Source organism: Solitalea koreensis, assembly GCF_900182575.1.
Lineage (GTDB): Bacteria > Bacteroidota > Bacteroidia > Sphingobacteriales > Sphingobacteriaceae > Solitalea > Solitalea koreensis.
Window position 1 is genome coordinate 77071 of the sequence record NZ_FXSZ01000003.1, and the last position, 25255, is coordinate 102325.

19 protein-coding genes are annotated in these 25255 nt (G+C 41.2%); 8 read left to right on the forward strand and 11 right to left on the reverse strand.

Annotated elements, in window-relative coordinates; genetic code table 11:
* Position 1: 1 nt before the first annotated feature.
* The 3 genes from FN756_RS05830 to FN756_RS05840 are packed head-to-tail and all read left to right on the forward strand — an operon-like array spanning position 2 to position 1986.
* Complete coding sequence (locus FN756_RS05830) at positions 2 to 784, forward strand: carbohydrate-binding family 9-like protein (protein ID WP_142602314.1); 783 nt, start codon at positions 2 to 4, stop codon at positions 782 to 784.
* Positions 785 to 816: 32 nt separating this feature from the next.
* On the forward strand, positions 817 to 1383 hold the full coding sequence (locus FN756_RS05835; protein ID WP_142602316.1) for an LOG family protein: 567 nt from the start codon (positions 817 to 819) through the stop codon (positions 1381 to 1383).
* 60 nt (positions 1384 to 1443) lie between these two features.
* Positions 1444 to 1986 carry a metallophosphoesterase family protein gene (locus FN756_RS05840; RefSeq protein WP_142602318.1) on the forward strand — a complete coding sequence of 181 codons (543 nt, stop codon included), beginning with the start codon at positions 1444 to 1446 and terminating at the stop codon, positions 1984 to 1986.
* A gap of 19 nt (positions 1987 to 2005) precedes the next feature.
* Here FN756_RS05840 and FN756_RS05845 read toward each other — a convergent pair whose 3' ends face one another.
* Positions 2006 to 2350: a DUF4870 domain-containing protein gene (locus FN756_RS05845; RefSeq protein WP_246085435.1), complete on the reverse strand. Its 345-nt coding sequence runs from the start codon at positions 2348 to 2350 to the stop codon at positions 2006 to 2008.
* Between the two features lie 162 nt (positions 2351 to 2512).
* Between FN756_RS05845 and FN756_RS05850 the strand changes: the two genes are divergently transcribed.
* The 3 genes from FN756_RS05850 (at position 2513) to FN756_RS05860 (ending at position 4412) form a co-directional block, all read left to right on the forward strand.
* Complete coding sequence (locus FN756_RS05850) at positions 2513 to 3397, forward strand: polyphosphate kinase 2 family protein (RefSeq protein WP_142602321.1); 885 nt, start codon at positions 2513 to 2515, stop codon at positions 3395 to 3397.
* Positions 3398 to 3567: 170 nt separating this feature from the next.
* Positions 3568 to 3828 carry a hypothetical protein gene (locus FN756_RS05855; RefSeq protein ID WP_142602323.1) on the forward strand — a complete coding sequence of 87 codons (261 nt, stop codon included), beginning with the start codon at positions 3568 to 3570 and terminating at the stop codon, positions 3826 to 3828.
* A gap of 65 nt (positions 3829 to 3893) precedes the next feature.
* The gene (locus FN756_RS05860; protein WP_142602325.1) at positions 3894 to 4412 is read left to right on the forward strand and encodes a DUF4440 domain-containing protein; all 519 of its coding nucleotides are present in this window, start codon (positions 3894 to 3896) and stop codon (positions 4410 to 4412) included.
* 120 nt (positions 4413 to 4532) lie between these two features.
* Here the strand turns inward: FN756_RS05860 and FN756_RS05865 are convergent, their stop codons facing one another.
* Genes FN756_RS05865 through pxpB form a run of 4 tightly spaced genes read right to left on the reverse strand, consistent with a single transcriptional unit; the run spans position 4533 to position 8177 of the window.
* On the reverse strand, positions 4533 to 5699 hold the full coding sequence (locus FN756_RS05865) for an NRAMP family divalent metal transporter (RefSeq protein WP_142602327.1): 1167 nt from the start codon (positions 5697 to 5699) through the stop codon (positions 4533 to 4535).
* Between the two features lie 5 nt (positions 5700 to 5704).
* Positions 5705 to 6466, reverse strand: coding sequence for a LamB/YcsF family protein (locus FN756_RS05870; RefSeq protein WP_142602329.1), 762 nt, complete (start codon positions 6464 to 6466; stop codon positions 5705 to 5707).
* Positions 6460 to 7452, reverse strand: coding sequence for a 5-oxoprolinase subunit C family protein (locus tag FN756_RS05875; RefSeq protein WP_142602332.1), 993 nt, complete (start codon positions 7450 to 7452; stop codon positions 6460 to 6462). Before FN756_RS05875 ends, FN756_RS05870 begins: the two co-directional genes overlap by 7 nt.
* A gap of 2 nt (positions 7453 to 7454) precedes the next feature.
* Entirely contained in the window at positions 7455 to 8177 is a 723-nt protein-coding gene (gene pxpB, locus FN756_RS05880; protein WP_142602334.1) for a 5-oxoprolinase subunit PxpB, read from the reverse strand.
* A gap of 333 nt (positions 8178 to 8510) precedes the next feature.
* Between pxpB and FN756_RS05885 the strand changes: the two genes are divergently transcribed.
* A complete protein-coding gene (locus FN756_RS05885) occupies positions 8511 to 9233 on the forward strand; it encodes an endonuclease/exonuclease/phosphatase family protein (RefSeq protein ID WP_221929028.1) in 723 nt (240 codons plus the stop codon).
* 379 nt (positions 9234 to 9612) lie between these two features.
* Here FN756_RS05885 and FN756_RS05890 read toward each other — a convergent pair whose 3' ends face one another.
* The 5 genes from FN756_RS05890 to FN756_RS14435 all read right to left on the reverse strand — a co-directional run bounded on the left by FN756_RS05890 (position 9613) and on the right by FN756_RS14435 (position 22418).
* Complete coding sequence (locus FN756_RS05890) at positions 9613 to 15399, reverse strand: SprB repeat-containing protein (RefSeq protein ID WP_185955195.1); 5787 nt, start codon at positions 15397 to 15399, stop codon at positions 9613 to 9615.
* Between the two features lie 94 nt (positions 15400 to 15493).
* On the reverse strand, positions 15494 to 17593 hold the full coding sequence (locus FN756_RS05895) for a fibronectin type III domain-containing protein (protein WP_142602338.1): 2100 nt from the start codon (positions 17591 to 17593) through the stop codon (positions 15494 to 15496).
* Between the two features lie 117 nt (positions 17594 to 17710).
* Positions 17711 to 19348, reverse strand: a complete 1638-nt coding sequence (locus FN756_RS05900) for a hypothetical protein (protein WP_142602340.1) — start codon at positions 19346 to 19348, stop codon at positions 17711 to 17713.
* Complete coding sequence (locus FN756_RS05905; protein ID WP_142602342.1) at positions 19242 to 22253, reverse strand: hypothetical protein; 3012 nt, start codon at positions 22251 to 22253, stop codon at positions 19242 to 19244. The genes FN756_RS05900 and FN756_RS05905 overlap by 107 nt, the downstream gene beginning before the upstream one ends.
* 24 nt (positions 22254 to 22277) lie before the next feature.
* Positions 22278 to 22418 carry a hypothetical protein gene (locus FN756_RS14435; RefSeq protein ID WP_185955196.1) on the reverse strand — a complete coding sequence of 47 codons (141 nt, stop codon included), beginning with the start codon at positions 22416 to 22418 and terminating at the stop codon, positions 22278 to 22280.
* Positions 22419 to 22460: 42 nt separating this feature from the next.
* Between FN756_RS14435 and FN756_RS05910 the strand changes: the two genes are divergently transcribed.
* Positions 22461 to 23285, forward strand: coding sequence for a DUF1508 domain-containing protein (locus FN756_RS05910; RefSeq protein WP_142602344.1), 825 nt, complete (start codon positions 22461 to 22463; stop codon positions 23283 to 23285).
* Between the two features lie 24 nt (positions 23286 to 23309).
* Here the strand turns inward: FN756_RS05910 and FN756_RS05915 are convergent, their stop codons facing one another.
* Positions 23310 to 25193, reverse strand: a complete 1884-nt coding sequence (locus tag FN756_RS05915) for a heavy metal translocating P-type ATPase (RefSeq protein ID WP_142602346.1) — start codon at positions 25191 to 25193, stop codon at positions 23310 to 23312.
* Between the last annotated feature and the right edge of the window lie 62 nt (positions 25194 to 25255).

A 25255-nucleotide genomic window follows, 5' to 3' on the forward strand; every position in this document is an offset into this window, starting at 1 on the left:
CATGAAACACCGATTAGCATTTGCCATTGTTCTGTTTTCGACCGGAAATATGTTGGCTCAAGAAAAAACAGCGGCACCTTTACAATACACAGCCCTTCATATTAAAAACGCAATAACCATTGATGGCAATCTAGATGAAAAAGAATGGGCAAATGCACCTTGGACCACTAATTTTGTCGACATTGAGGGAAACAAAAAACCGTTGCCTCTTCAGCAAACCCGTTGCAAAATGTTATGGAACAACCAAAGTCTATACATTGCCGCTGAACTGAAAGAAACCGACCTCTGGGCAACGTTGACTCAACGCGATACTGTTATTTTTCACAATAATGATTTTGAAGTATTTATTGACCCTGACGGCGACACCAAAAACTACTATGAAATAGAAATAAATGCGCTGAATGCCGTTTGGGACTTGATGCTCAATAAGCCATACAGTAAAGGCGGCAAACCCAATAACAATTGGAACGCAAGAGGAATGAAAACCGCTGTTGCCTTACATGGAACGTTAAACAATCCAACAGATCGCGATACGAGCTGGATTGTAGAAATTGCTATTCCCTGGAAAGATTTTACGTACGACCAGGCTCCCCAAATGGGCAGTACATGGAGAATAAATTTTTCGCGCGTTCAGTGGCAGTTGGATGTAATAAACAAAAAATACAACCAACGCATTAACCCTGAAACCGGCCGGCCTTTACCCGAATATAATTGGGTATGGTCACCACAAGGAGTAATTAATATGCACGTTCCGGAACAATGGGGCTATTTAAAGTTCGAGTAAAAAGGTTCTTACGATTAGAAAACCTACATATCATGAAGAGCATTTGTGTATTCTGTGGCTCAAAACCAGGAGCCAAACCTATTTATAAAGAAAAAGCCATTGAGCTTGCCAAATTATTGGTTGAACAAGATATTACCCTGGTTTATGGAGGAGGCGCTATTGGCTTAATGGGCGAACTTGCACGAACCGTTCGTGATTTAGGCGGAAAAGTAATAGGCATTATTCCTGATTTTTTAATGTCGAAAGAAGTGGGCTTAGTTGATGGCTGCGAATTGCATGTTGTAAAAAACATGCATCAGCGCAAAGCAAAAATGGCCGAACTTTCCGATGGATTTATAGCGTTACCGGGCGGAATAGGAACGTTTGAAGAACTTTTTGAAGTGCTTACCTGGAAGCAGCTTTCTCTCCATAAAAAACCAATCGGCTTGCTCAACATAAACAGTTATTATGATCATTTGTTAACATTCATGAAACACGCCGAAGAGGAACAGTTTTTTAATGAAAGCGGATTGATGAAAGTAGCCGATGAACCCTTAACTTTACTACAATTAATGAGTAGCGAACATTCAGAAACTACAGCTCATTATAATTTGATTTAAGATCTAGAACCGGGTCACCCTGAGCGGAGTAAGGGTCGACTTTGACAAATACGGACGACCATGAAAATTGCGATTCTTTCCGACATTCATGATAACATTTGGAACCTGGATGTCATACTCAAGCATATTCAGCATACCCACACAATGCTTTTTTGTGGTGACCTGTGCTCCCCTTTTGTATTGGTAAAAATAGGCGAAGGATACAACAAACCGATCCATACCGTATTTGGGAATAACGATGGAGACAGGGCTCATATCACCCGTCTTTCAAAAAATTACAGCCATGTTCATTTACACGGAGAAATTATGAAAGAAACCTTTAACGGTAATCTCTTCTGTGTAAATCATTATCCTGAAATCGCGCTTGAAATAGCCCATTCCAACAAGTTTGATGTGGTGTGCCACGGTCACAACCACCAGTTCCATATTTCAAGTGATAACAAAACAACACTCATTAATCCTGGCAGTGTAATGGGCTATCTTCCCCGGGAGAAAAAAGACGTCGATCCCACCTATGTGATTTACGACACCGTTACTCGAGAAGCGGAGGGGTATAAATTAAATGGAATCAAAGAGGTAAGCCTGTATTCGGCAATTTTGTAAAAACCTTACTTTTCTGCTGCTACCTAAAAAATTTGATGGTAAAAGGGTATTTATACGCCTTGCCATTCGACACATTTACGGCAGCGATAACCGGAAAAATGATGGCCATCAATAACAATACGAGCAGGGCCGGAATGCCAATCAAAAGAACAATTAACACCCCGCTAATAATCGCATAAATCAAAAAGCTGATTTGAAAATTTAAAATCTCCTTGGCATGGTCTTCAACACCAATTATTTCATCTTTCTTCCATTGCCATAATACTGCAGGAACGATTATTCCTCCAAACGGAAAAACATAATTAGCCAATTGACTTAAGTGCATCAGCATTAAAAACTGATTATCTTCCTTTTGCATTTCCATTCATTTGTTTATTAACAAGCTGTTTCACTTGTATTATGCAAACGAAAGTACTCATTTTCATGTCATCGGAAATTAATTCAGGTAAATTAATTTCAAATTAAAGGAGCCGAAGATTGGGTTTATTTTTTTGAAAAACGTTAACTTAATCTAAATCTTCTTCTTATGTCAAAACTTACCATCGACAAGCAGATAACGGTCACCTCAGGCAAAGGATTTCATCTTAACGATTTCGATTGCGAATACAATGCTAAAATCAATAAAGAAGAAGCGGTTACGCTGCGGCAAGACTTTCTTGATCGCATAGAGGTGTTACAAGAAAAAATGTATGCCAGCGATAATCATTCAATATTGATGATTTTTCAGGCTCGTGATGCCGCCGGAAAAGACAGCACCATTAAACATGTAATGAGCGGCGTAAATCCAACCGGCTGCCAGGTGGTGAGCTTTAAAGTGCCCAGTTCAAATGAACTGGACCATGATTTTTTGTGGAGAACAAACCTGCATTTGCCTGAACGTGGAAGAATCGGCATTTTTAACCGTTCTTACTATGAAGAGGTGATCGTAACAAAGGTTCATCCGGAAATTATACTCAATCAAAAACTACCTGATGTTACTTCCCTGAAAAAAATTGATGCAAAATTCTGGAAGAATCGATACGAATCAATACGTAATCATGAAAAACACCTTTCTGATAATGGTTATGTAGTGCTAAAATTTTTCCTGAACGTTTCAAAAACTGAACAGAAAAAACGTTTTCTCGAACGCATCGATGATCCTGAGAAACATTGGAAATTTAGCTATGCTGATTTGCAGGAAAGAAAGTGTTGGGATCAATACCAGCAAGCCTATGACGAGATGATAACGGAAACGGCGAGTGAACACGCTCCCTGGTTTGTTATACCTGCTGACCAAAAATGGTTAATGCAACTGGTTGTAAGCAAAATTTTGCTTGAAACGATGGAAGCCATGGATCTTAGCTATCCTAAAGTTACCGATGAGCAAAAAGAACTTTTGAAAAAGGCCAAAATTGAACTGGAAAGCGAATAGCGTTTATTTTAAGCAAAAAAGCCGGTACGCTTCACAGCGGCCGGCTAGACAATCCAATCTATGAAGAAAAGTTTACAAATGTTCCGTTGACAATACAATTATCGCATCTTAAAATTACCAATATGTTAATTATTGGTAATTTTAAAGTTTCATAAACAATATAAAATCAAATGAAATTTTTAAAGTTTATACCAGAAGCCATAGCTTGGTTGCAAATTGTTGCATCTCCTTTAACTGCCGGACTTTTAATCAGCTTTATCGTTTATCATTACAAACATGACACATCCGGCCTAATAATAGCAATATCAATTGTTCTTATTGCGCTTGTTTTAGGAATAATTTGGGCGACTAAAACATGGAAAAAGGAAGGGACTGTTCAATTCATGTCAAGAGTTATAGCAACGCCCGAACTTGACAAAGAAGAAGTGTAAAGCAGCACAAAAACCGGGGATGCCGAAAACCCAAAAGAGTAGGCAATACGACTTAATATCACATTATGAAAAAGTATTTCTTCCCATTAGTTGCAGCGATAATTTCATTCACTGCATGTTCCAATCCCAAACAAACAATTGATCTTCAAAAGACCGTTGACAGCCTTAACGCTGTAATAACTGAAGATCATTCTGCTGAGGCCTCTGCAATTATGAAAGCCGATAGTGCCTGGGACAAAGCTTCGGAAGCGAAATCTGCTGAAGGCTGGTTAAGCTATTATACCGATGATGCCATTATGATGCCTCCGGGTGCAAAAGTGTGCATGGACAAAGCATCCAGGGAAGCTTTCATAAAGAACATGTTTGCCATCCCGGGAATGTCGCTCAGGTTTCAAAGCACAAAAGCTGAAGTTTCCAAGTCCGGTGATCTTGGCTACGCTACCGGGGTGTATCAGTGGAGTTCAAAGGATGCGAAAGGGCAAGATTACCATGAAACAGGCAAGTACAATGAAGTCTGGAAGAAACAAGCAGACGGAAGCTGGAAATGCATTGCTGACATTTGGAATGCTGACCCGCAGCAATAAAATAAAGCAGTCAACTGTTACATTACCCAAACAGCCACTGAGCATTGAATGAAAATTTTCAATGGCTGTTTGGTTGATAGAAGTCAACTTTATTGTTTTTAAACGAAGAAAGACTGTCTCCTACAAGAAACTCTTAACGCCTACAAACAGCATTGCAGCAACCACCATCCATCCAATCACACTCATCCACTTAGGATGCTTATAATGATTGACCAACTTATGTTTTGTAGCGGCGATCAGAATTACGGTCAATGCTATAGGAAGGATAAAACCGTTTAATGTGCCTACCATGATTAGTACTTTTACCGGCTTACCTATGAACAGAAAAAAACAGGTCGAGAATACTATAAAACCCGTGATGAGGAAACGATAATTCTTTTCCATTGTGGAATGCAGGGTTCTCAGAAAGGATACAGAGGTATAAGCAGAGCCCACAACCGAAGTGATGGCGGCGCTCCACATAATTACTCCAAAGATGCGGTATCCCAAATCCCCCGCGGCGATTCTGAATATCGAAGCCGGCGGATTTGAAGGATCAATCGAAACTCCTTTTACAACTACTCCCAGGGCCGCAAGAAACAAGAGAATACGCATTGTAGAAGCCAACAAGATAGCAGTAACAGAGCTTCTGGACGCCTGAGGCACAGCGGCCACTCCTTTAACATTGGCGTCAATTAAACGATGAGCACCCGCAAAGCTAATGTATCCTCCCACGGTACCACCCACCAGCGTAATAATGGACATGGCATTGATTTTCTCCGGAATGAATGTTTTAACAAGCGCTTCACCATAAGGAGGGTGCGAGCTTACTACTACGTAAATAGTAAGTCCGATCATGATGAAGCCCAGAAACTTTGCAAAGTTGTCCATCAATTTACCGGCTTCTTTCACCCAAAAAATGGCCAGTGCCACCACACAGCTGATTGCGGCTCCTGTTGCTACGTCTAATCCTGTTAAAACCTGCAAACCCAAACCACATCCGGCTATGTTTCCAATATTAAAAGCTAACCCTCCAATTAAGATGAGTATGGTTAACAGGTAACCCAAACCGGGCAATAACATATTCGCCAGGTCTTGAGCACGTAGTTCGCTGGCTACAATAACGCGCCAAATGTTTAGCTGGGCCCCAATATCAAGTAAGATGGATATTAAAATCACAAAGCCGAAACTCGCCAGCATCTGCTGAGTGAAAACAGTAGTTTGGGTAAGGAATCCGGGACCAATAGCAGAAGTTGCCATTAAAAAAGCGGCACCTAACAGCGCTGATGATTGAACTTTTTTCTCCATTAAGATTAAGAAGTGATTGGTTTAAGTTGGATCTGATTTTCTTTTAGCTGTTGACACAGCAGTTGGGCAAAGGAAAGCCCATGTTCGCCATCGCCATGAATACAGATGGTGTCTGCCTTAATAGGAATGTTTTTTTTCGTTACTGTTGTTACCGTTCCTTCTTTTACCATTTGAAGCACGTGTTGTATACATTGGTCAGCGTCATGAATCATTGAATTGGGTTCGGTTCTGGGAGTTAATGAACCGTCATCCTGATAGGTGCGGTCGGCAAACACTTCACTGGCCGTTTTTAAACCGAGATGCTCAGCCTCCAGTATTGAATGACTTCCTGATAGTCCAAACAAAACCAGGCTTTTATCCACGTCAAATACAGCCTGAGCTATCGCTTTGGCCAATAGTGGTTGCTTTGCAGCCATGTTATATAAAGCTCCATGCGGTTTTACGTGATTCAGTTGGGCTCCTGCCGCTTGCACAAAGCCAAGCAGCGCACCGATTTGATAGACCATGATGTCGTAAACGTCCTGATAGGAAAGGTTCATGTTTCTTCGTCCAAAGCCCTGCAAATCCGGGAAACCGGGATGCGCTCCAATCGCTACTGCTTTAGCCTTTGCCAGCTGCACCGTTTCACGCATAATCGCCGGATCTCCGGCATGATAGCCACAGGCAATGTTTACGGAACTAATGTAATCCATGATCAGTTCATCGTTGCCTATTTTGTACGAGCCGAAGCTCTCGCCCATGTCACAATTTAAATCTATCGTTAGCATAATAATATCGGTTCTAATTTTAATTGACAGGCCAATTTTAACTGCCTGAAGAATTTGACTTGTGAAAGTAAGGCTTCCTCCGCAGTTTTTAGATCGATCGGCAGAAATCTCAATTCATCACCTGGTTTTAGTTGAGCCAGTAAAGGTAGATCAACGGAAATCACATGAGCCACCCGAGGATAACCGCCTGTAGTTTGATGATCGGCCATCAGCACAATAAGCTGCCCGTCAGAAAGGAGTTGCACGGTGCCAAAACTCACTGCTGAAGAAAGGAGTTCTCTGGATTTTTGTCTTTCCAGAGGAGGCCCCAGCAGTCGATAGCCCATACGATCTGATTCTTTTTTTACAGTAAAACCTTTGTTTAAAAAAAGTGATTTTGAAGTCGGAGCTAATTCCTCCCATTCATGACCGGGGATAAAGCGAATCGTTGGATGTTTGGAATAAAAGGGCAATTCGCTCTCGCTTACCTTCCAGGGAAATACATGGACCGAAGATTCAGTTTGGAAATAAAAACGGCAGGATTTCCTGAAGGGTAAAACATCCTCTTTCTGTAATGCCCTGCCTTGCCAACCTCCACAGCCGGCCTTCAGATTAGTGCTACTGCTGTGCAACCATTGTTTTATATCGAAACCCCCATGCACAGCCAGGTATAGGCGCTTGCCAACCATTGCACCATTGCACCTTAAAATGGATTCTTTTTTCACCCAAATGGGTCTCCATGTATCTATTTGTATGTCATTAATGGTAACTGCAAAATCAGCTCCGGCCAATGCAATGAGTGCGTCCTCTTCAAATTTTAAGGTTGAACCCGGTGCATGCATTTCAATTACCGCTTCATTTTCTTCATTGCAGATCAGGAGGTTGGCTGATTTAGCTGCAAAAACATCCATCACCCCATTCACATTGATCCCCGTATTTCGAAACCCCAAACGCCCCAGGTCTTGTATCGTGCTTAACAGTCCGGGTTTAATTATTCGAATGCTCATGGTTAACCCTCCCAGTTATTGAAAGCATGTTCATCAATCGAATAAAACCGCACCTGATCTCCGGCTTTGATCAACACCGGCTCATTTCGCTCGGGGTCGAACAATCGTAATGGAGTACGTCCTAAAATCTGCCAGCCACCGGGAGAGTCCAGTGGATAAATTCCAGTTTGCTTTCCTGCAATGCCCACACTTCCAGCCGCAACTTTCAAACTGGGTTCGTTTTTACGGGGAGCCGCAATGTTTTCATTCACGATACCCATGTAAGGAAAGCCGGGCAAAAATCCTGTCATGTAAACCTGATAAGTAACTGAAGTATGAAGTTCAATAATGGAGGCTGCATTTAAGCCCGTAAAATTGCATAGCCAGTCAAGATCAGGACCAAAAGATCCACCATAACAAACAGGTATCTTTACCAGGCGGGATTCGGCCTTTGCTGAAGTTTGTATTCCCGACAATGCCTTTTCTAAATACGTTTTTACAATTTCAAAGGCAGTATATTCAGTACTAATGGATTGCTTCACCAGATACACATCATAAAAAACAGTGAGCGAAGAATAAGCCGGCACCGTTTCAATGAATCCGGCAAAAGGATGGCTATATATACAATGGTTTAATGCGATCACTTTTTGATTGAGGCTTGAATGGATTTCATTTCCAAAATCAATGGTTAATGCCGCATCGCTGATCGCAAAAATGGAATAGTGGTGATCCGTTAAGGTTGACATGCTTGTAACAAATGAGCTAAGGATAGGCCATTAGCATTAGTATATTTATAGGAGTAAGAGTAACCATTTTCAAGGTAGCTTACAAAAAAACCTGTACTTACTTCTTTTGAAGTTAAGAGTTGAGCTGAATTTCTTCCCTCCAAAATCAAAAAGCTGGACGCTTCCCAGCATCATCCTTTCTGTTTGTCATGCTGAGTAACGAAGAATCTCCAACCTAAGAAGGACCTCAAAAGCCAGCCCTCTGGGTCAGCTGGATATTTAAAAAGAATAGCTACTTTAGACTTAGCGACTCGTTAAGAGTAAATCTTAAGGAACAACCTCAAAATTTGTGAATTGAAATCAGACTTGAGAATAGTTACTTGGAATTGCAATGGAGCATTTAGAAAGAAACTCGATTTTCTTCAAGAATTCGATGCGGATATAATTGTAATACAAGAATGCGAAAATCCAAGTGAAGCTAAAGAAATTAAATATAAGAGCTGGGCAAAAAATTACTTATGGGTAGGCGAAAATAAAAACAAAGGCCTAGGTATTTTTGCCAAACAAAACATACACATTGAACCACTAAATTGGGAAAATGGGAACACAAAATATTTCATTCCATGCAGAATAAATAATGAGTTTAATTTATTGGCGGCATGGTGCCATGGAGCCAATTCGCCAACATTTGGATATATAGGTCAACTTTGGAAATATTTACAACTGAATAAATTTAACCTTGAAAAGTCAATAATTGCAGGAGATTTTAATAGTAATGTGATTTGGGATAAATGGGACAGATGGTGGAATCACAGTGACGTTGTTCGTGAGTTAGAAGAATTAAATATTAGTAGTGTTTATCATAGTAAATACAATGAACAACCAGGTTGCGAGCAAAATCCAACTTTTTTCCTTCAAAGAAACCTTTCTAAACCCTATCACATAGACTACTTTTTTGCGAGTTCAGAATTTCATACAAGAATATTACAATTTGAAATTGGCACTGCAAATAAATGGTTAGGAATTAGTGATCATATGCCAATACTAATGGTAGTGGATATGAAGGGCTACACTTAACAGCTCCTTGATATAGGAAGACTTAAAAGAGTGGGAGTCTGGCCGATGGCTTAAATTTGATTTTTTGGACATATCCTAATTGAATGCAAAAACTATGTTTGCCAAGTCTATCAATTCCTAGAACTAGGCTTAACACTGCTTGAATAGCCTAGGCTCTGATCTTTCGGCCAGACAGAGTCTTCGGAATCATTTGAACTTTTAAGTCATTGTAGGAAGACTTAAAAGAGCGGGGTGCCACAATTTATTCTCAACCAAAAGACTATAACGGTGTCGCATTGCTAAAAGACTAGCAGCGCATAACTGTTACACAACCCTCCTTAAAAGAAGCCCTGAGCATTGAATACACAATTTTCAGGGGCTTTTTAGTTTTTATCCATTCCTAAATCCTTACTAACCTCAGGTTCTTCCTTTCTTTGCCCGCCTTCAACAACAATAGGTACAGGCCTTGCTTGAGTTCGCTTTTTTCAAAACGCACCGAGTAGGTAGCTGATCCGGTCAAATTCTTTTGTTCAATCACGCTACCTGTGTCAATATTGATCAGCTGCAGGGTAATATCAGCACTCCGTTTTAGTTTAACCTGGGCTTGAAACAGTCCGTCACTGGGATTGGGGTAGATCACATACGAATCAATAAGCAAGTCACTGGCTTTCAATTGTTCTGTAATCTCCTCGCTACGGTTTACCACTTTTATACTTTTTGAAAGAGATGATTTGCATTCACCTAAGGCACTATACAGGGTAATTCCATAGAAGCCTGGCTTCACAAAAACCAACTTTTGAACAGGATCAGTAGGAGAATTGAATTGTTTGATAGCGGAAGTATCTCCATCCATTTCCCAACGAAGTCCTGAAGGTTTTGGATTACTGATATCCACTACAATAACCGTATCGCCCATCACCACTTCACTGCTCGACACGAAGTCGGATTTTAAAAGATCCTGATTGGTTTTCAGCAAAAATGTTGCTTGTCCTTCACAACCATTTCGAGTCACCACTTTTAGATGATAAACCCCAGCCTTTGTAATTCGTACCGTTCGTTCCTGACTGTTAAAACCATTATCAGAAGACCAGGTGTAATTGCTGCCCGGATAACCGGCATCCAACTCATGAATTTGCCCCGTGCATAAAGTAACCGACGGACCAAGATTAACAAGTATGGAATCGGGATTCTTAAGGGTCACGGCCCCGAAGAACTGACAACCATTTTTGTCGGTTACCTTGAAAGCGATACTCCCCGAACATAGGTTCTGCGGAGCAAAGTTATTCAGTAAATCAGGCCTGTTTTCCCATTCAATCGAATAGGGTTGAACCCCTCCAGTGCAAATTACGTTAACCAATCCATCACATTGATTGTGGCAAATCGGCTCCTGAATAACCTGATGCTGCGCTACCAATGGTAAAGGCGCAGTAATATCAATCCCGAGCGTTTTGGTACAGCGGCGCTCATCTTTAACCGTTACCACATACTGGCCGGCAGCTAAGCCATCAAAGGTAGCACTTGACTGAAAGTGAATACCATCCAACGCGTATTGCTTGCGTCCTGTTCCTCCTTCGGAGCTGAGCGTGATTAAACCCGTATGATCCCGGGCACATAAGGGCGCTTGAGAGGAGGAAAGCATTATTTTCAAAGAATCGGGCTGAATAAGTGTAAACTGTAGCATAGCAAAACAGCCTTTACTATCCCTCACTACTGCGGTATGATTTCCTGCCGACAACCCTGAAAAAACAGGATCGTTTTGCTCATTGCCGCCATCAAGAACAAATACATAATGTCCATTGCCTCCCTGCGCATTTAGCTTAACAAAACCATCTCCCGACTGATAACAATTTAGATTTATTATAGTATCTGCTACTAAACTAAGCGCATCGGGCTCGGCAACAGAAACCGTTTGTTTTAATTCGCAGCCCATTTGATCTTTTACAATAAAGGAATAACTGCCTTTAGAAAGACCTGTAAATACACTATCGGCTCTAAAAACGGAACCATTAAGCGAATAGAGATAGGGCCATTTGCCTCCTTTCACCCGTAAGGCTATTTTACCATCCTCATTGCCCTTGCAAGACATGTTTTCAACATAAGCATCTGACAATGTTAACTGAATAGGATTCGTAATATTTATTGTATACTTCGCCTGACAGGTGAAAGGAATATCTCGGATTTTCAAAACATAATTCCCGACATCCAGCTGACTAAATACTTTTTCAGGTCCAAAAGGGGCGTTATCTAGAGCATATTCATAGTTAAGGCCTGGGCTTCCTTCTACTTTATCAACCGTAATTTTTGCTTTATTATCGATGCAATTAATCGGTTCAACCATATAATGAACGCTGAACGGCGATCCTAAACTGATTTCGTGTTCACTGATACAGCCCATGCCATCTTTAATAAATAATGTATACATACCATTTTGCAAGCCAGTAAATTGAGTATTCTGACTGAAGTTTTTTTGATCAGCAAAACTGAATTGATAAGGAGGAACACCTCCTTGTATATTGCTAAGCGAAACTTGCCCGTCTGATGCATTGCAAGAAGAAGGCTGGATTTTAACAACATCAAAGCTCAGTAGCGGATATTTATCTTGAACCAAAACCGTATCAACAATCGAACACCCTGTAGATTCATCCATTATTTGCAACTGATAAGAACCAGAAATTAATCCGGCAAATACACCGTTGTTATTTTGATCCAATTGCATGCCTTCTTTGATTAAGCTGTAACGAAAGGGGCCCTGACTATTGAGCACATTGGCCGTTATTGTTCCTTCCGGATACCCGCTGCATTCGGCAGTAGTGGTAGAGATTGTAGATTTCAACTTAAAGCCCGGCTGCAGGATCAACTCAATAGAATCCATGCAATCGTTGGCATCTTTCACCCAAAAAATATATTTTCCGGCCGTTAGGTTATTAAACAGATTCGATGAACCAAATGCAGCCTCCGAGTCCTTTAAAAAAGTGTAAGGAGGTGTTCCCCCGGTAGCTGCTACACGTACCTGAGCCTCGTTGGCGTTGAAACACTTATCCCCGACAACCAAAGGAGCTGATAAAACCAATTGCTGAGGTTGAAAAATCTCCACATGAATTGAATCGTAGCAATTATTATCGTCAACAACCTCAATAATATGCTTGCCGGATGCAAGGTCATCAAATCGGGGCGAACTCGAAAAGACTCCTTTATCCAATGAAAAGCGATAGGGGATAGTTCCACCGGATGCTGATACTGTTATTGAACCTTTTGCCGGATCATTGTAACAGCCATAATCTTTTTGATTTTCCTTTTTTAACTGAAGAGGATTGGGTTGATAAATCGTTACAAGCGTGTCAATGGAACAACCGGTACTTATATCCTGAATATGAATGGTATGATTCCCCGCCGAAAGGCCGGTTAACAGCGGGCTTGCCTGCGGAGCGACGACCCCTGTAGAGTAACGCAAATTATTCGGCCCGGAGCCTGTGACTTGCAGCATTACCCTTCCGTTGTCTTCTCCCGAACATTTAACGGAATCTACTTGAATCGATTTTACCAGGAGTTGTTGGCCATCGTTTACGGTTACAATCAATGAAGAGTCCGTACACCCATGCGCATCACGGACGAATACTTTGTATTCTTGAGGTGAAAGATTTGTAAATCGATTATTTGGGTAGAAGTGTACATTATCAATTGAATATTCAAATGGGGCAGACCCTCCACTTTCAACGGTTGCCGTAAAAGAACCATCATTACCGCCCCAACAGGAAACATCTGTTTTAGCACTTATTTGGGTAATGATCTGCGGGTAAGATTCAACAACTACCTCATTCAAGTTCATTTCACAGCCATTACTATCGACCACTTTCAATGTGTAAGTACCTGCGGCTTTCCCGGTATAAGTAGCAGATAGGAGATTTGTTTGTTGTTCTGCTCCATCGCAATAAAAAGTATAAGGCGATCTCCCTCCTGATGCCGATACAGTGATTGACCCCGTGCTTGTGCCGAAACAAACCGGATTATTTAAATCGGTGCGGGTAAACTGCAAGGGGGCTGCAGGTTGAGAAATTTCTACATCTAAAAAGGCGGTGCATTGGTTAGCATCACGAACATAAAAACGATGAGCGCCTGCAGCGAGAGCAGAAAATGTATCAGCCGAACCGTATGTCAAATTATCCTGAGAGTAGCTATACGGGCCAGTTCCGCCTGCACCAGATAAGCTTACCGAACCTGAATTCTGTCCGTAGCAGTTAACATCAGATGCTGAAGCAGTTAACAGAAGCTGTAAGGGCGCCGAAGGAATGTCAATCCTTACCGACTTCTCACAGTTATTCTCCGTGTTTTTCACATAAAAGGTATGCTCTCCTCCTGATATAAAATTAAATTGATTGCTTGATTGATAACCTTCATTGTCCACTTTATATTGAAATGAACCCGTACCGGAAGCAGAAACTGTGGCACTTGCCAATTCAGATGAGCATTGGGGCGCTAATACAACCGGTGGTGAAATGCTGAAACTTTGATCACCAACTAGTATTGGACCAAATGCGTTCACTTCCGCAGGACAGTTTTGATCCCTGGCTTCAACATAATACTTACCCGACCCTAAGCCAGTGAATTGATTATTTCCGGACCAGGCAGAATAATTTCCATTCTCTGGTTTATAACGATATTCAATTTTTCGATTATCAAAAGGTATGATGTTGAATGAAGCATTAACATTAATGGTTCCATCTGTTTGACAGATTTCATCCGTTGTTGTAATGGATTCGGCGTTAAGATTATTTAGGATTGGAACTTCAGGCACCGTTACTTCATAGGCCGCCGCACAAACGCCGTTGCCTAAGATTTTATTAAAAAGAAGCAGCTCCCATTTTCCTGAAACAATAGCAATGTACTCACCGTTTACAGCCTGCATACCAGCTAAATGAATCCCTGTCCCTGAGAGGTTATCCAAATTATATGTCTTCCCGAACAACTGATTTGTAAGTTGAAGTGTAAAAACACCATTCAAATCATTTAGGATGATATCTCCCTGCTCACCGGCACAAAGGGGAGGTGCAAATTCGGGCTGAGGAATTTTGGGACGAGGAAAAAAAATAAACGGATTCGAAAAATTACTGCTATACATCTTCGAATCATTATGATATTCATAATAATCCACAATTTCTTCACCAGTATCCGGATCTATAGCAGGTTGTCCGGTATCGGGATCTATAAGGTAAACCGGCGTATAATATTCGTTGTTTTTTAGAATTTTGGCAGCAAACTGAATATTATCACCTTCCCTTACTTCATCATCCAAATCCGATTTAAGAATGGTCACCGTTGAACCATTTTGATTACTGATTAATTTTTCGACTCCACCGTTTATCCTGTAGTACCAATAAACTTCACTATCCATAAGATAATCCCCGACAACACAAGAAAATCCTAATTGAACCGCTTCATCTTCGCAATAACTATACTTATCATTTAATGGCGCTATTTCAAAATCGGTGATTTTAATTTTTACATGATCTGATTCGTAATTGGGTTCATTATCATATCTTTTTCTAACGAATAAATCATAGTTTCCTGATGAAAAAGCTTGGGGGTTGAATGCGGAAGGATTATCGATTTGGTTAAAATAAGGACTCCCTTCTTCCCGTAAATAAAAACTGAAAGCATCTGAGGGACTAGCCATCACATTATTCACCTGAAGGTATTTATACAGATCAACACACCCTATGTTTTTACAAATACCTTTCGTTAACAGTTCACCAGTATTCACCCATTTTGGAATTTGAACCGCTATCCAAATGATATATAAACGATTGCCGCTTGTACTTGTTGTATGATCATTACATTCACGGCCATTGTCATCAAATGCTATATCAACCCGATCGTATCCATTTACAAAAACACCTGCATCAATAGGATAAGTAAAAGCTTCGTCTCTTATGTTTCCCTTATAAAGATAGTAGGGATTAACACTATAATAGGGACAATTATCAGGATCATCATATTTCCCAAGATCCTTAAAAGTAAAGGAAGCCCCCGCTTTATTTTCATAATTCACAAATACCTTATTATTGTAAACCGGAATATAACGCCTGCGACGAAATTTCTCTGTATATGAACAGCCGTCAGCGCAAGGTGCTGTATAATACGTGTTAACTTGTGAATATCCTTCTGCAAAATCCAGCAATAGAATTATCACTATAACCCATTTACAAATTCTCAGGTTCCTCTTTACTGGTTGCATGTTAAATAGGGATTGAGGGTATGAACAGTCTTTTGAGTTTTATAGTTTATCAATAAGAAATTGAGAAAGATTTTCCGATCTCACTCTTCCTGCCATCTGCAAACAGAGCTTGCAAAGCATATTTATAAGCGGTATTAATGGTTAGATTTTTATCCTCATACTCGTTTATTGAAGCATCAACAGTAGTGTATATTCTCATTTTATCTCCCTCAGCTTCCCTGAAAATAATATAGCGTTCAATTCCTTTTTCCTTGTAATTCCATCGCAATACGATTTTTTTTGCGTTACGATCGGCAACTCCATAAATCCGATCAATGGTTGGTTTAATCGCGCTTGTTATCTTGGCACTTTCAAACTCCGGATTTTCGACTGATTCAAGTCCACCTTCATCAACTGCTGCCAGTTTGTACAGATAAGCCATGCCGGCCTCAGCACTGTTGTCTGCATAACTTGAATCATTTTTACCTTTGGGAAGAACTGCTAATTTCTCCCATTGCGGGCTGTTTTTACCTTTACGATACACGATATGTTTGGCCACATCAGCACTACTACTGGGATTCCACGACAAGTAAACAGCTTTTTCATCGGCCTTTAATTGTTTTAGAGAAGGAGGGACCGGAGGGGTTTTATCGGGCCTTTTTAGTTCCAAAATTTCAGAGAATACAGAACTGTTGTAGCGTTTATCAATGGCTGTAACGCGGTAGTATATTTTCTTTGTTAATGTTTGCAGATCAAGAGTATCTTTAAATTGATTTTTAAGAATAGCGGATTTAGTGAGTTGTGAAAACTCCTGATCTATGTCATTGCCTTGAAAAACGCGATACCCCAATAAATCAGGTTCGGCATTTACCGCCCATCGTAAAGTCACGATTCCGGCGGTGTCTATTTTTCCGATTAATCCCTTTGGAGCATCAGGAGGAATGCTATCCACGAGTTGTACCATAAATGGAAACGATTCTGCACGTTCCTTAAACCGGCTAATGGCAACAACTTTGTAATATGCTACTGACAGAGGGTGCTCATCGGTATAATTTCGCTGAGTTTGTGGCAGTTGAGCTGCTACTTGCTGATAAACGCCTCCGATTTTTACTGATCTCCATATTTCAAAATTGCTTACCGTTTTAGCCAGAGTGTCGGGAAAATGCCATTCTAAATAGGCTTTCCCATTCACTTCTTCTGCTTTTTCGATGGCCGGACTGTCGGATAATGGAACCCGACCTTCTCCTTCAATAGCTGAACTCGGAGGGCCAAGTTCTCCAAATGGAGAAATCCCCCTGACACGGTAGTAATACTTTTTATAGTTAGCAGAAAGACTATCGGCCTTGTACATTAACTGCCCATGAGGCAAGTCGCCAGTAGAGGTATTGATCAAGGGATCGGGGGTGATAGCGATAAAATCGGTTCCGTTTTCAGAGCGTTCCACCACATAAGAGGTATACACATCTTCATAGAGAAATTTATTCCAGCTCAACAAAACCGACCTGTTTCCAAATTCAGCACGCAGGTCAATAGGTTTAGGCAGTGGCGTATAATCTTCTGTTCCTATAAACACAAAGCCGGTATCTATTTTAGCTGAGCCCTCAGGTGTCTTTACAAACACCTTATAAACGTATTTTTCATCCCGCTTAATTGCTCTATCAACCCAGCGAAGCGCCGCCATTTGAGCGGCCAATGGAGATTGATCGGCACAAAACATGGCAAATGAAAAACGGTTTTCTTGTTCTTTAGCCACGTTGGCCAATTGCACCATTGGATTATTGCTATTCCCCCCGGTTAATTCGAAACTTTCCCCATAAATAGCCTGGGCCATGATTGCGGCGTATTTGTTATTGGCTTTCAAATTGGGCTCCCATGCTGGGAGCGGAAGGGGCTTGAAAGCTGAACCTAGCACCACCGGAGCAGGCATTGATTGCATTTGATTATTTTTTATCAAGGTGTACCGATATATGGAGTAGCCATATTTGTTCGCCTGCTGCCAGACCTCGTAGCTGGAAGGTGCCCATCTCAAAATAATGGAGTCGGGGAGTGCCCTGGCAAGTAATGCAATCTGTTTTTTTGAATACTGCGTTGAATCTTGAGTTTGAGCATGCCCTTCAAGACTTATTAACATCAAGAAAAAACCAATAATTAATACATGTAGTTGTTTCATTCTTATAATTTCAAAAATTCAACATAGGTATCATGCTTAGGGTCATTAGAGCCTTCGACTCCGCTCAGGCAGACTTTACATCATATTCGTCACACTGAGCGGAGTCGAAGTGCCTATCTATAAGGCATCCGTTATTGGATTCCACATGCTCATTTGTTTTGATGGATGAATCAGTTTAATGCCTGGCAACAGGTAATTAATCCTTAATTTATATTCACCATATTTCAAACCTGTATAGGGCGTCTGTATAAACTGGCGGATCGATTCACTCATGCTGCCCGAATAATTAATTAGCTTGTTAGCCACAACCCCTTTTAAATTATTGTACTCACTGCTTAAGTATTTATCCATATTATACACGAGGCCACTATATGCCAAATTGTATTTAAAATGGCCTGCTTCAATATCAGATTGCTTTAGTACTGGATTTTCAGGATACTGAAATAAGTAAATACCCTTGTTTGGAGACATTGCGAACTGTTCCGGGTTTTGCCATTTAGCATTCAAGCCTTGCCCAAACTGATCATAAGCAGGTTTCATTAAAGTATTCACATAGTAATCATACCATTTATTGCCATTCAAATCAGGCTCAAACTGGATCATCGCGTCGCTTCTACCCGAAGAAAACACGCCCTCCATTTCATACTTATCGAAACGCTCTTCGCCATAAATAGTCGATTCAATTTGATAAACTCCCCAGATATAATTGGCTGATCCATCCGGCCTATATTCGGTCAATACCCTTCTTGCTCCTCCCGCGATAGTTGAGTTGTCAATTTTCTCACTCAGCGTAGCATACTTGCTCGTTTTAAAATAAGCATCAGTAAAAATGGCTTTCTCGGTTGTTTCTTCAATAGTGCCTTCAGCCGCACGGGTTCGTACAGCAATTGTATTTCCATCGCCCTGATCTATAGTAGTTGTATCATTACTGATGTTGCGGTCAATTGATTTATTTTGGGCTGCCGGTACATTGTATAATTCAAAAGCAATGATTTTATCGGTTTTAAGAGTTGGAGGAATATTAAAGTTCACCATTCGCTCCGCGGAATTATAGGATGCCGGCGCTTCCGCTTTTTCATTGTTATAAACAGCGGTGAATCTTAGTATCGATTTAAATCCTGCAGGATCAAACAAATTAGGCTGTCCTCTTTCAAGCTTAATATAACCTTGATTGTATTCATCCTTATAAAAATTCAGTTGATTTAGAATAGGGTAACTATAAACTACATTTTCATGCGGAATATAATCCGGAGCAGCTCCGGTAGTAAATGCGATGGTTTTTTGTTCTTTGCCTGGAGCACCGTTAAATAACACAGGCTTCCAGGATCCGTTAACAAACTCTTCATAAGCTACGCTTACTGCCGCTTTTAATTCTTTTTTACCAGGAAGTATGTCGAGCGATTTAAATGCCAACACATCGTTCTCTTCGTTCCACTCAAGGCTACCCGGAACCTCCGTAGCCCCATCGTATACTTTAAAGAACTCTAATTTAACGCGTAGTTTACGGTTTTGATCATTCAGGTCGGTTACTTTGAACTCTTTATCCACCGGTATATTAAACACAACCTGCGGCTTAGTAAACACATTCATTTCCGAAGTTTTATCAGCAGGAGTGAGTTCTTGTATAACTTTAACATTAGCCAATTCGTTAGCTACTTGCAATTGACATTCTTCGCCCAAGGTAAACTTGAATTTGCAATTCCCCCGTATTAATCCCCCCAGAATATTGTAATGACCTCCGACGGTTCCACGCATCCAAAAAGGATTGGGTAATTTGGCCTGCAATAAGGTCGCCGCCTATATTTACGATATCAAAATTGCCCTTGTACATGAAAAGATTTACACGAATACCAATCTTTCCTTCAAAATAACCATACACCTGACCATTGGCATACCAGCCATTTATTCCCACCGGCCCTGTTCGTCCCACACAGCTGGCTTCTCCATAATCTTTCAACATCATATCAAAACCAAGTCCTGCCTGAAAACGAGCATAAAACATCAAGAAGGAGAGGTCTCCGGTGTCAAACTTCAAATTAGCGCCGAAAGCGATTCCCTTCCCGGTTCCCAAGGCATTAAAATCGCGCATATAGTCTAACGACCCTCGGCTTTCGCCTAAAATAGAAGCAACTTCTGCAGGAGGAGGCGGGCTTCCCGGGATTTTATTTCCCACCATAAAGTAGGCATTGGCCCTGGCGAGATGCAACAGCTCTAAACCTATGGGTTCCTCCGGAGTGCCAATTTTAATGAACCATTCGCTAGGAGAGAAATACATGGCAGCATCGCCGGCCAGATTATCCCTACCAGTTCCTTTCAACACATCAGCTACGTTCACAATGGTTTTTAATCCTGCAAAAAAGCTCTTTTCTTCAATATTGGCGTCGATCGAAAGATCAGCTGACAATGACCCTCTTTCTCCTGTGCGAAACAGGTTGATGATGGAATTATCTGTATTGGATCCTGTACCGACATTTTTTTGCTTAGCAACAGTAGTAACATTACCGGCAAGCTTCGTTAATTCATCTGTTCCAAAAGCCGCTGGCGGGGTTATAAAATTGGCATTACCTAAAAACAACTCGCGATTTAAACCTCCATTTTTATTGAAAGCCATTTCAAACATAGCCGTTCCGTTGAAAACGGCTTTAGTGGCTGCACTCAGTTGAACAGCAGCTCTAACGCCAAGGCCCAGCTTTTCATCCGGCACATAATACATTCCGGAAGGCATTTTTCCCAAACCGCCGGCTATTGGTTCATCGGTTTGCAGCATGCCTTTGTAAGCGCCTCCTCCGAAACCGTTTAGCTTAAAAGCTCCTGCCAATGGAATACCATCCTCTAGAGTCATTAGAGCATCTGCATTCCAATAACGCAACGCTCCTACTTTACCAAACATCGCATGGGCTTTTACCTCGATACTGCTAAACCTTGCGTCAATAGTACCATGAAAACCACTGCCATATATAGGCGCTTCCTTAAAGAAATCCAAAGAGCCCTTAAGGGCGATTGCTCCCATATCAGCATCGATCAAAACTTTTTCGAGCTGAGTTTTATCATATATCCAACGCTGCAGGCCATCAACCTCCACCATTTTACTACATACATTCACCCTGGTGTCTGCCTTAAAACCAGCTTCTCCTCCACCACCTATATTGAGTCCTAAATCGACCCCTATAAAAGATTTATCACCCAATGAGCCTCCTTTTATACTTTTAACAGTCAGCGGAAAACCGGCCAGTTGCGGCGCGTTTTTATTTCCGGTGAGCGCGAAAGCCCCAAAAGTTATGAAAGGAGCTTCCGTTTGCACGGTTAAGTGTTCAAACTCAATTTCAGCGAGCGTGAATTTATTAGCACTAGAGGTTTCATCGGGGTTTTCAGTTAAGCTGGGAGTAATATCCATCTTCCCATTCAATACAGCTTTAGCATTGAATTGATCATCTACCAACTTAATGGTTAATGAAGAGGAAGGATATAATTGAACATTTGCTGCTTTGAATACATCAAAGGAGGTTGCTTTCAGGTTTTGAATTGCGAATAGATATTCATTATCACTACTAATGGTACAGCCATAACTAAAAGATTCGTCTTGTTTAGTGATTGGAATCATTATTTCTCCTCCAAAAGAAGCATATTTCAATTGATTGGCGATGATACCCACGCCTAATGAATTGATGGAGAAGGCCCATTTTCCTACTGAACCTTGCTTTAACGTAAGCAGGTTTTTCGCATCGAAGTAGCCACTAAAGCCCTGATCGTCAATGATCAGATTTTGGGCCCCAAGTTCTATACGTTTTCCGTCATCGGTTTTGTTTTTAAAGGCTTGCGGCATTTTTACAACAACTGAACGAATGTAAACCCCACGCCACAATTCATCATTTCCTTCATAAACGTTTGGATAATCTTTAGGGAAAGCCATCGACGGGGCATTATGTAGGTCGCTGAAGTCGAAAACAGCATCACTCACATGAAATGAGAATCCGGGGAGTTTTGGCGTCTGGAATGGTTCAATTTTGCAGACAGCCAGCATATCATCAAAGTCATTGGCCACCGTTTCAAAAGTACCTGTAACGTTGTGGGTACCGCTATAATCGGGCTTGCCATCTGGTTTTTCAGGCAGGAGCATATCGGGAGAAAACTCCACTTTTCCACCGAATCCCAGGCGTTTAAACCCATTGCAATTAAAATCAACAAAACATTTTTGCTGATCGGTGAGCAGCCTGGCCTTGCTGCTTAAAGGGATAGGTGCACAATACAAAAATTGCAGGCGGGCATCACCCATAATACCGCCATTGCTCGAGAACCGGATATTCCGTCCCATGAAATAAACCATTTTATTGGTACCCGGCACAGGCAATCGCATAAAAGCAGTAAAAGAGCCTCCATGTGTATCAAACGAAACATTTTCTATGGCCAAAATGTAATTCTTACCCCCTATTTGTCTTTTTAGACCAATTGGTACACTTGCTAAATTGTCAGGAGTTAAATTCTCTGTAAAATTGTTCGTTTCCTGCAATACGGCCATCAGCCAATCAGCTCTGCTAACGAGCGAATCGACTTTAGCTGCAAGTATAGTGGTGGTAGTATCTGAAGATGAAAAGGAAGCCGCCTCGGCAAAAACACCGAATGAAAAACAAAAAAACAAAATACTAAGTATATATTTTTTCATTAAACACAATATACAATTCAAAAGTTAATTTATTTGCTTTATAATTACAAGTAAAATTTCATCTTCCTTTTGCTGTACTGCGCGAACCGGCTTCGATGCACCTTGTTTAATGTATTTAAGGTTTTTATGTATTTCTGCCCCAACAACCATACAACTTGCTGTCATTCAGAATATTAGCTATCTTGTAGTCAAGTTAAGAACTAAGCTATGAATACACAGGACTATCTCAATTTCGCCCGCTACGAAAATCAACCGGTTTCTTTTATCGCCGGTTTTTCCGCATTTCAAGATCAAGGAAACGGATTGTACTATTTTAGTATGCTTGACGAAGTTGATGGTTCAGTTATTTTAATTAGTGAAGGCTATCCCAGTATCGCATCTCGGGATAACGGAATAAATGCTGTTGTTAACAACCGGGGTCTTGATGAACGCTACATGTTATCAACAGATGACGGGCGCTATTACCTGGCTTTAAGAGCCGCCAATGGTGAAGAAATTGCACGAACAGCTACTTTTAATACGGAAGCACAAGCCTTAGCGATGCTTCCAAGTGCCCGCAAAAAAGCAGCAGCAATAGCCGCAACGAAGCCTCAGGACAAGAAAAGAGACATCGATGATTATCTTCCGTGCAGCGCTTATGAAGGGCATTCTCGATCTGCAATTAATGACTTTACCACGTTTGAGGCCAATGGTAAATATTATTTTGCTATGGTGGATGCCAATGGAAAGGTAATGCTTAGAAGCGAAGGCTATGGATCTATTGCAGGCAGGGATAATGGAATACAATCAGTCATTGCCAATCGGGAGATAAAAGAACGCTATATTACAAAAGAGCTCTCTAATGGCAATCGCATTAAAATCCTTTTAGCCGGCAATCAACAGGAAATTGCAAGAAGCTGCCCCATTAAAGACGAACCCGTTGCTGTTCCAATGCCCGACGCTGTAGTTGAACCAAGTAAATTCAACTGGTGGTGGATATTTCTTCCGCTGTTAGTTTTAATTTTTTTAGCATGGAGAAGCTGTAGCAACTAACCGGGAAACCAATATCCTACAGAATTACCTAAAACGCATCAGATTTAAACTTAATAGAATAACGACTAAAGTCACCCCAACATCTGCCGCAATTGCAAAAACCAAATTACTGAAACCTAAGAAGGCCAGTAGTATAAAAACCAATTTCACAAGAATAGCGCCTATGGTATTGATCTTAATTCGTTTTAAGGTCGCTTTACTTAAGCGGATTAAATAAGGAATTAATGTAAGGTTATCATTCATTAAAGCAATATTGGCGGTTTCAATAGCAGTATCGCTGCCCGCGGCTCCCATTGCAATACCAACAGTCGATTGGGCTAAAGCCGGAGCATCATTTATGCCGTCGCCAACCATAGCCACGTTTTTGTATTGCTTTAAAAGATCTTTTATACGGGTTGCTTTATCTTCAGGAAGTAGTTCTCCATAAATTTTAGTTATTCCTACTAATGAAGCAACATATTTACCCGCGTGTTCATGATCACCGGTGAGCATAATAGGTTCTACGGCCAAAGCTTCAATTTCAGCTAAAGCGGCGGCACTTTCGGGTTTAATTTCATCCATCAGGCCAATAATTCCAGCTACGCCATCGCCGAAACTAACCACAACGCTGGTTTTACCTTGTGCAGACAGCTGCTCAACAATTTGCCGGGCTTCAGGGGTTACCTCCTGATGTTCTTCGATAAACGACAGCTTGCCTACATACACCATCTCATCCTGACATACCAGGCATTTTGCCGTCGCGCCCTTCCCGCTGATGCTTTTAAACGCTTCCGCTTTATGCGGTTCAAACCCCTCTAGTTTACTTGCTCCAACGATGGCCTGCGCGAGAGGGTGCTCTGAAAACACTTCGGCACCAGCGGCACAAGCCAGTAATTCCTCGCGGCTCGTTCCGTTTAAGGTGATCACATCTGAAACCACGGGATTACCGTAGGTGATGGTGCGCGTTTTATCCAAGGCGATTGCTTTAATGCCGGCTAAGGCTTCAAGGTATTTACCGCCTTTAACCAGTGCGCCTTTGGCCGAGGCATTCCCAATGGCCGCATAAATAGCAACCGGAGTAGAAATAACAAGCGCGCAAGGACAAGCAATTACTAACAATGAAATGGCCTGCAACAGCCAATGGTTCAAATCCTGTTTCATAACAAAAACAGGGATAATGAACAGCAACAGGGCTAAGCATATGATAGCTGGCGTATAGTATTTTGAGAACTTTTGAATGAATTTCTGCGTATTGGATTTATTAGCCTGAGCTTCAAACGTGAGCCGGATGATTTTCGCAAAGGTGGTATCGGCTGAGAGTTTGGTGGTTTCCATTTCAATGAAGCCGTTTTTGTTCAAGGTTCCGGCAAAAACAGTATCACCTACATGTTTGTCTTGTGAAATCGGCTCGCCTGTAATAGCGGCTTCATCGATCATCGTTTCTCCTGAAACAATTTTGCCGTCCATTGGAATTAAATCGCCGGGTTTTACCTGAATAATGGTACCGATTGCAATTTTATCAATTAAAACGGTTTCGCCTGTTGATCGTAAGGTTGCTGTTTTTGGCGACTTTCTTACCAGATCATCTAAAGCGGTTTTACTGTTTTCGATACCAATATCTTCCAGGCGTTCTCCCAAAACATATAAAACGATGACAACAGCAGCTTCAGGATATTCGCCTAAATAAAAAGCACCCATTACTGCAATAAGCATAAGCAAATTAATGCTGCTGAATTTTAGTTTGGACAGTGCTGTTACACCATTCCATAGCACTTTATGGCCAATCGCTAAAATGAAAGCGCCAAACACCAGTGGGGAGTAGGGCATTGGGATGTGAATGCCTAAAATGGAAAGAATTTCCAGTAGAATTACCGCAAATACTGCCGTTAAGAGATAAACGAATTTTTTATCGTGAAAAGGAAGCCTCATTGATTTGCTTATTTACACTAAGTTAACGAATATCTATGAGTGATTCTTTTAGGGGTAAGTCA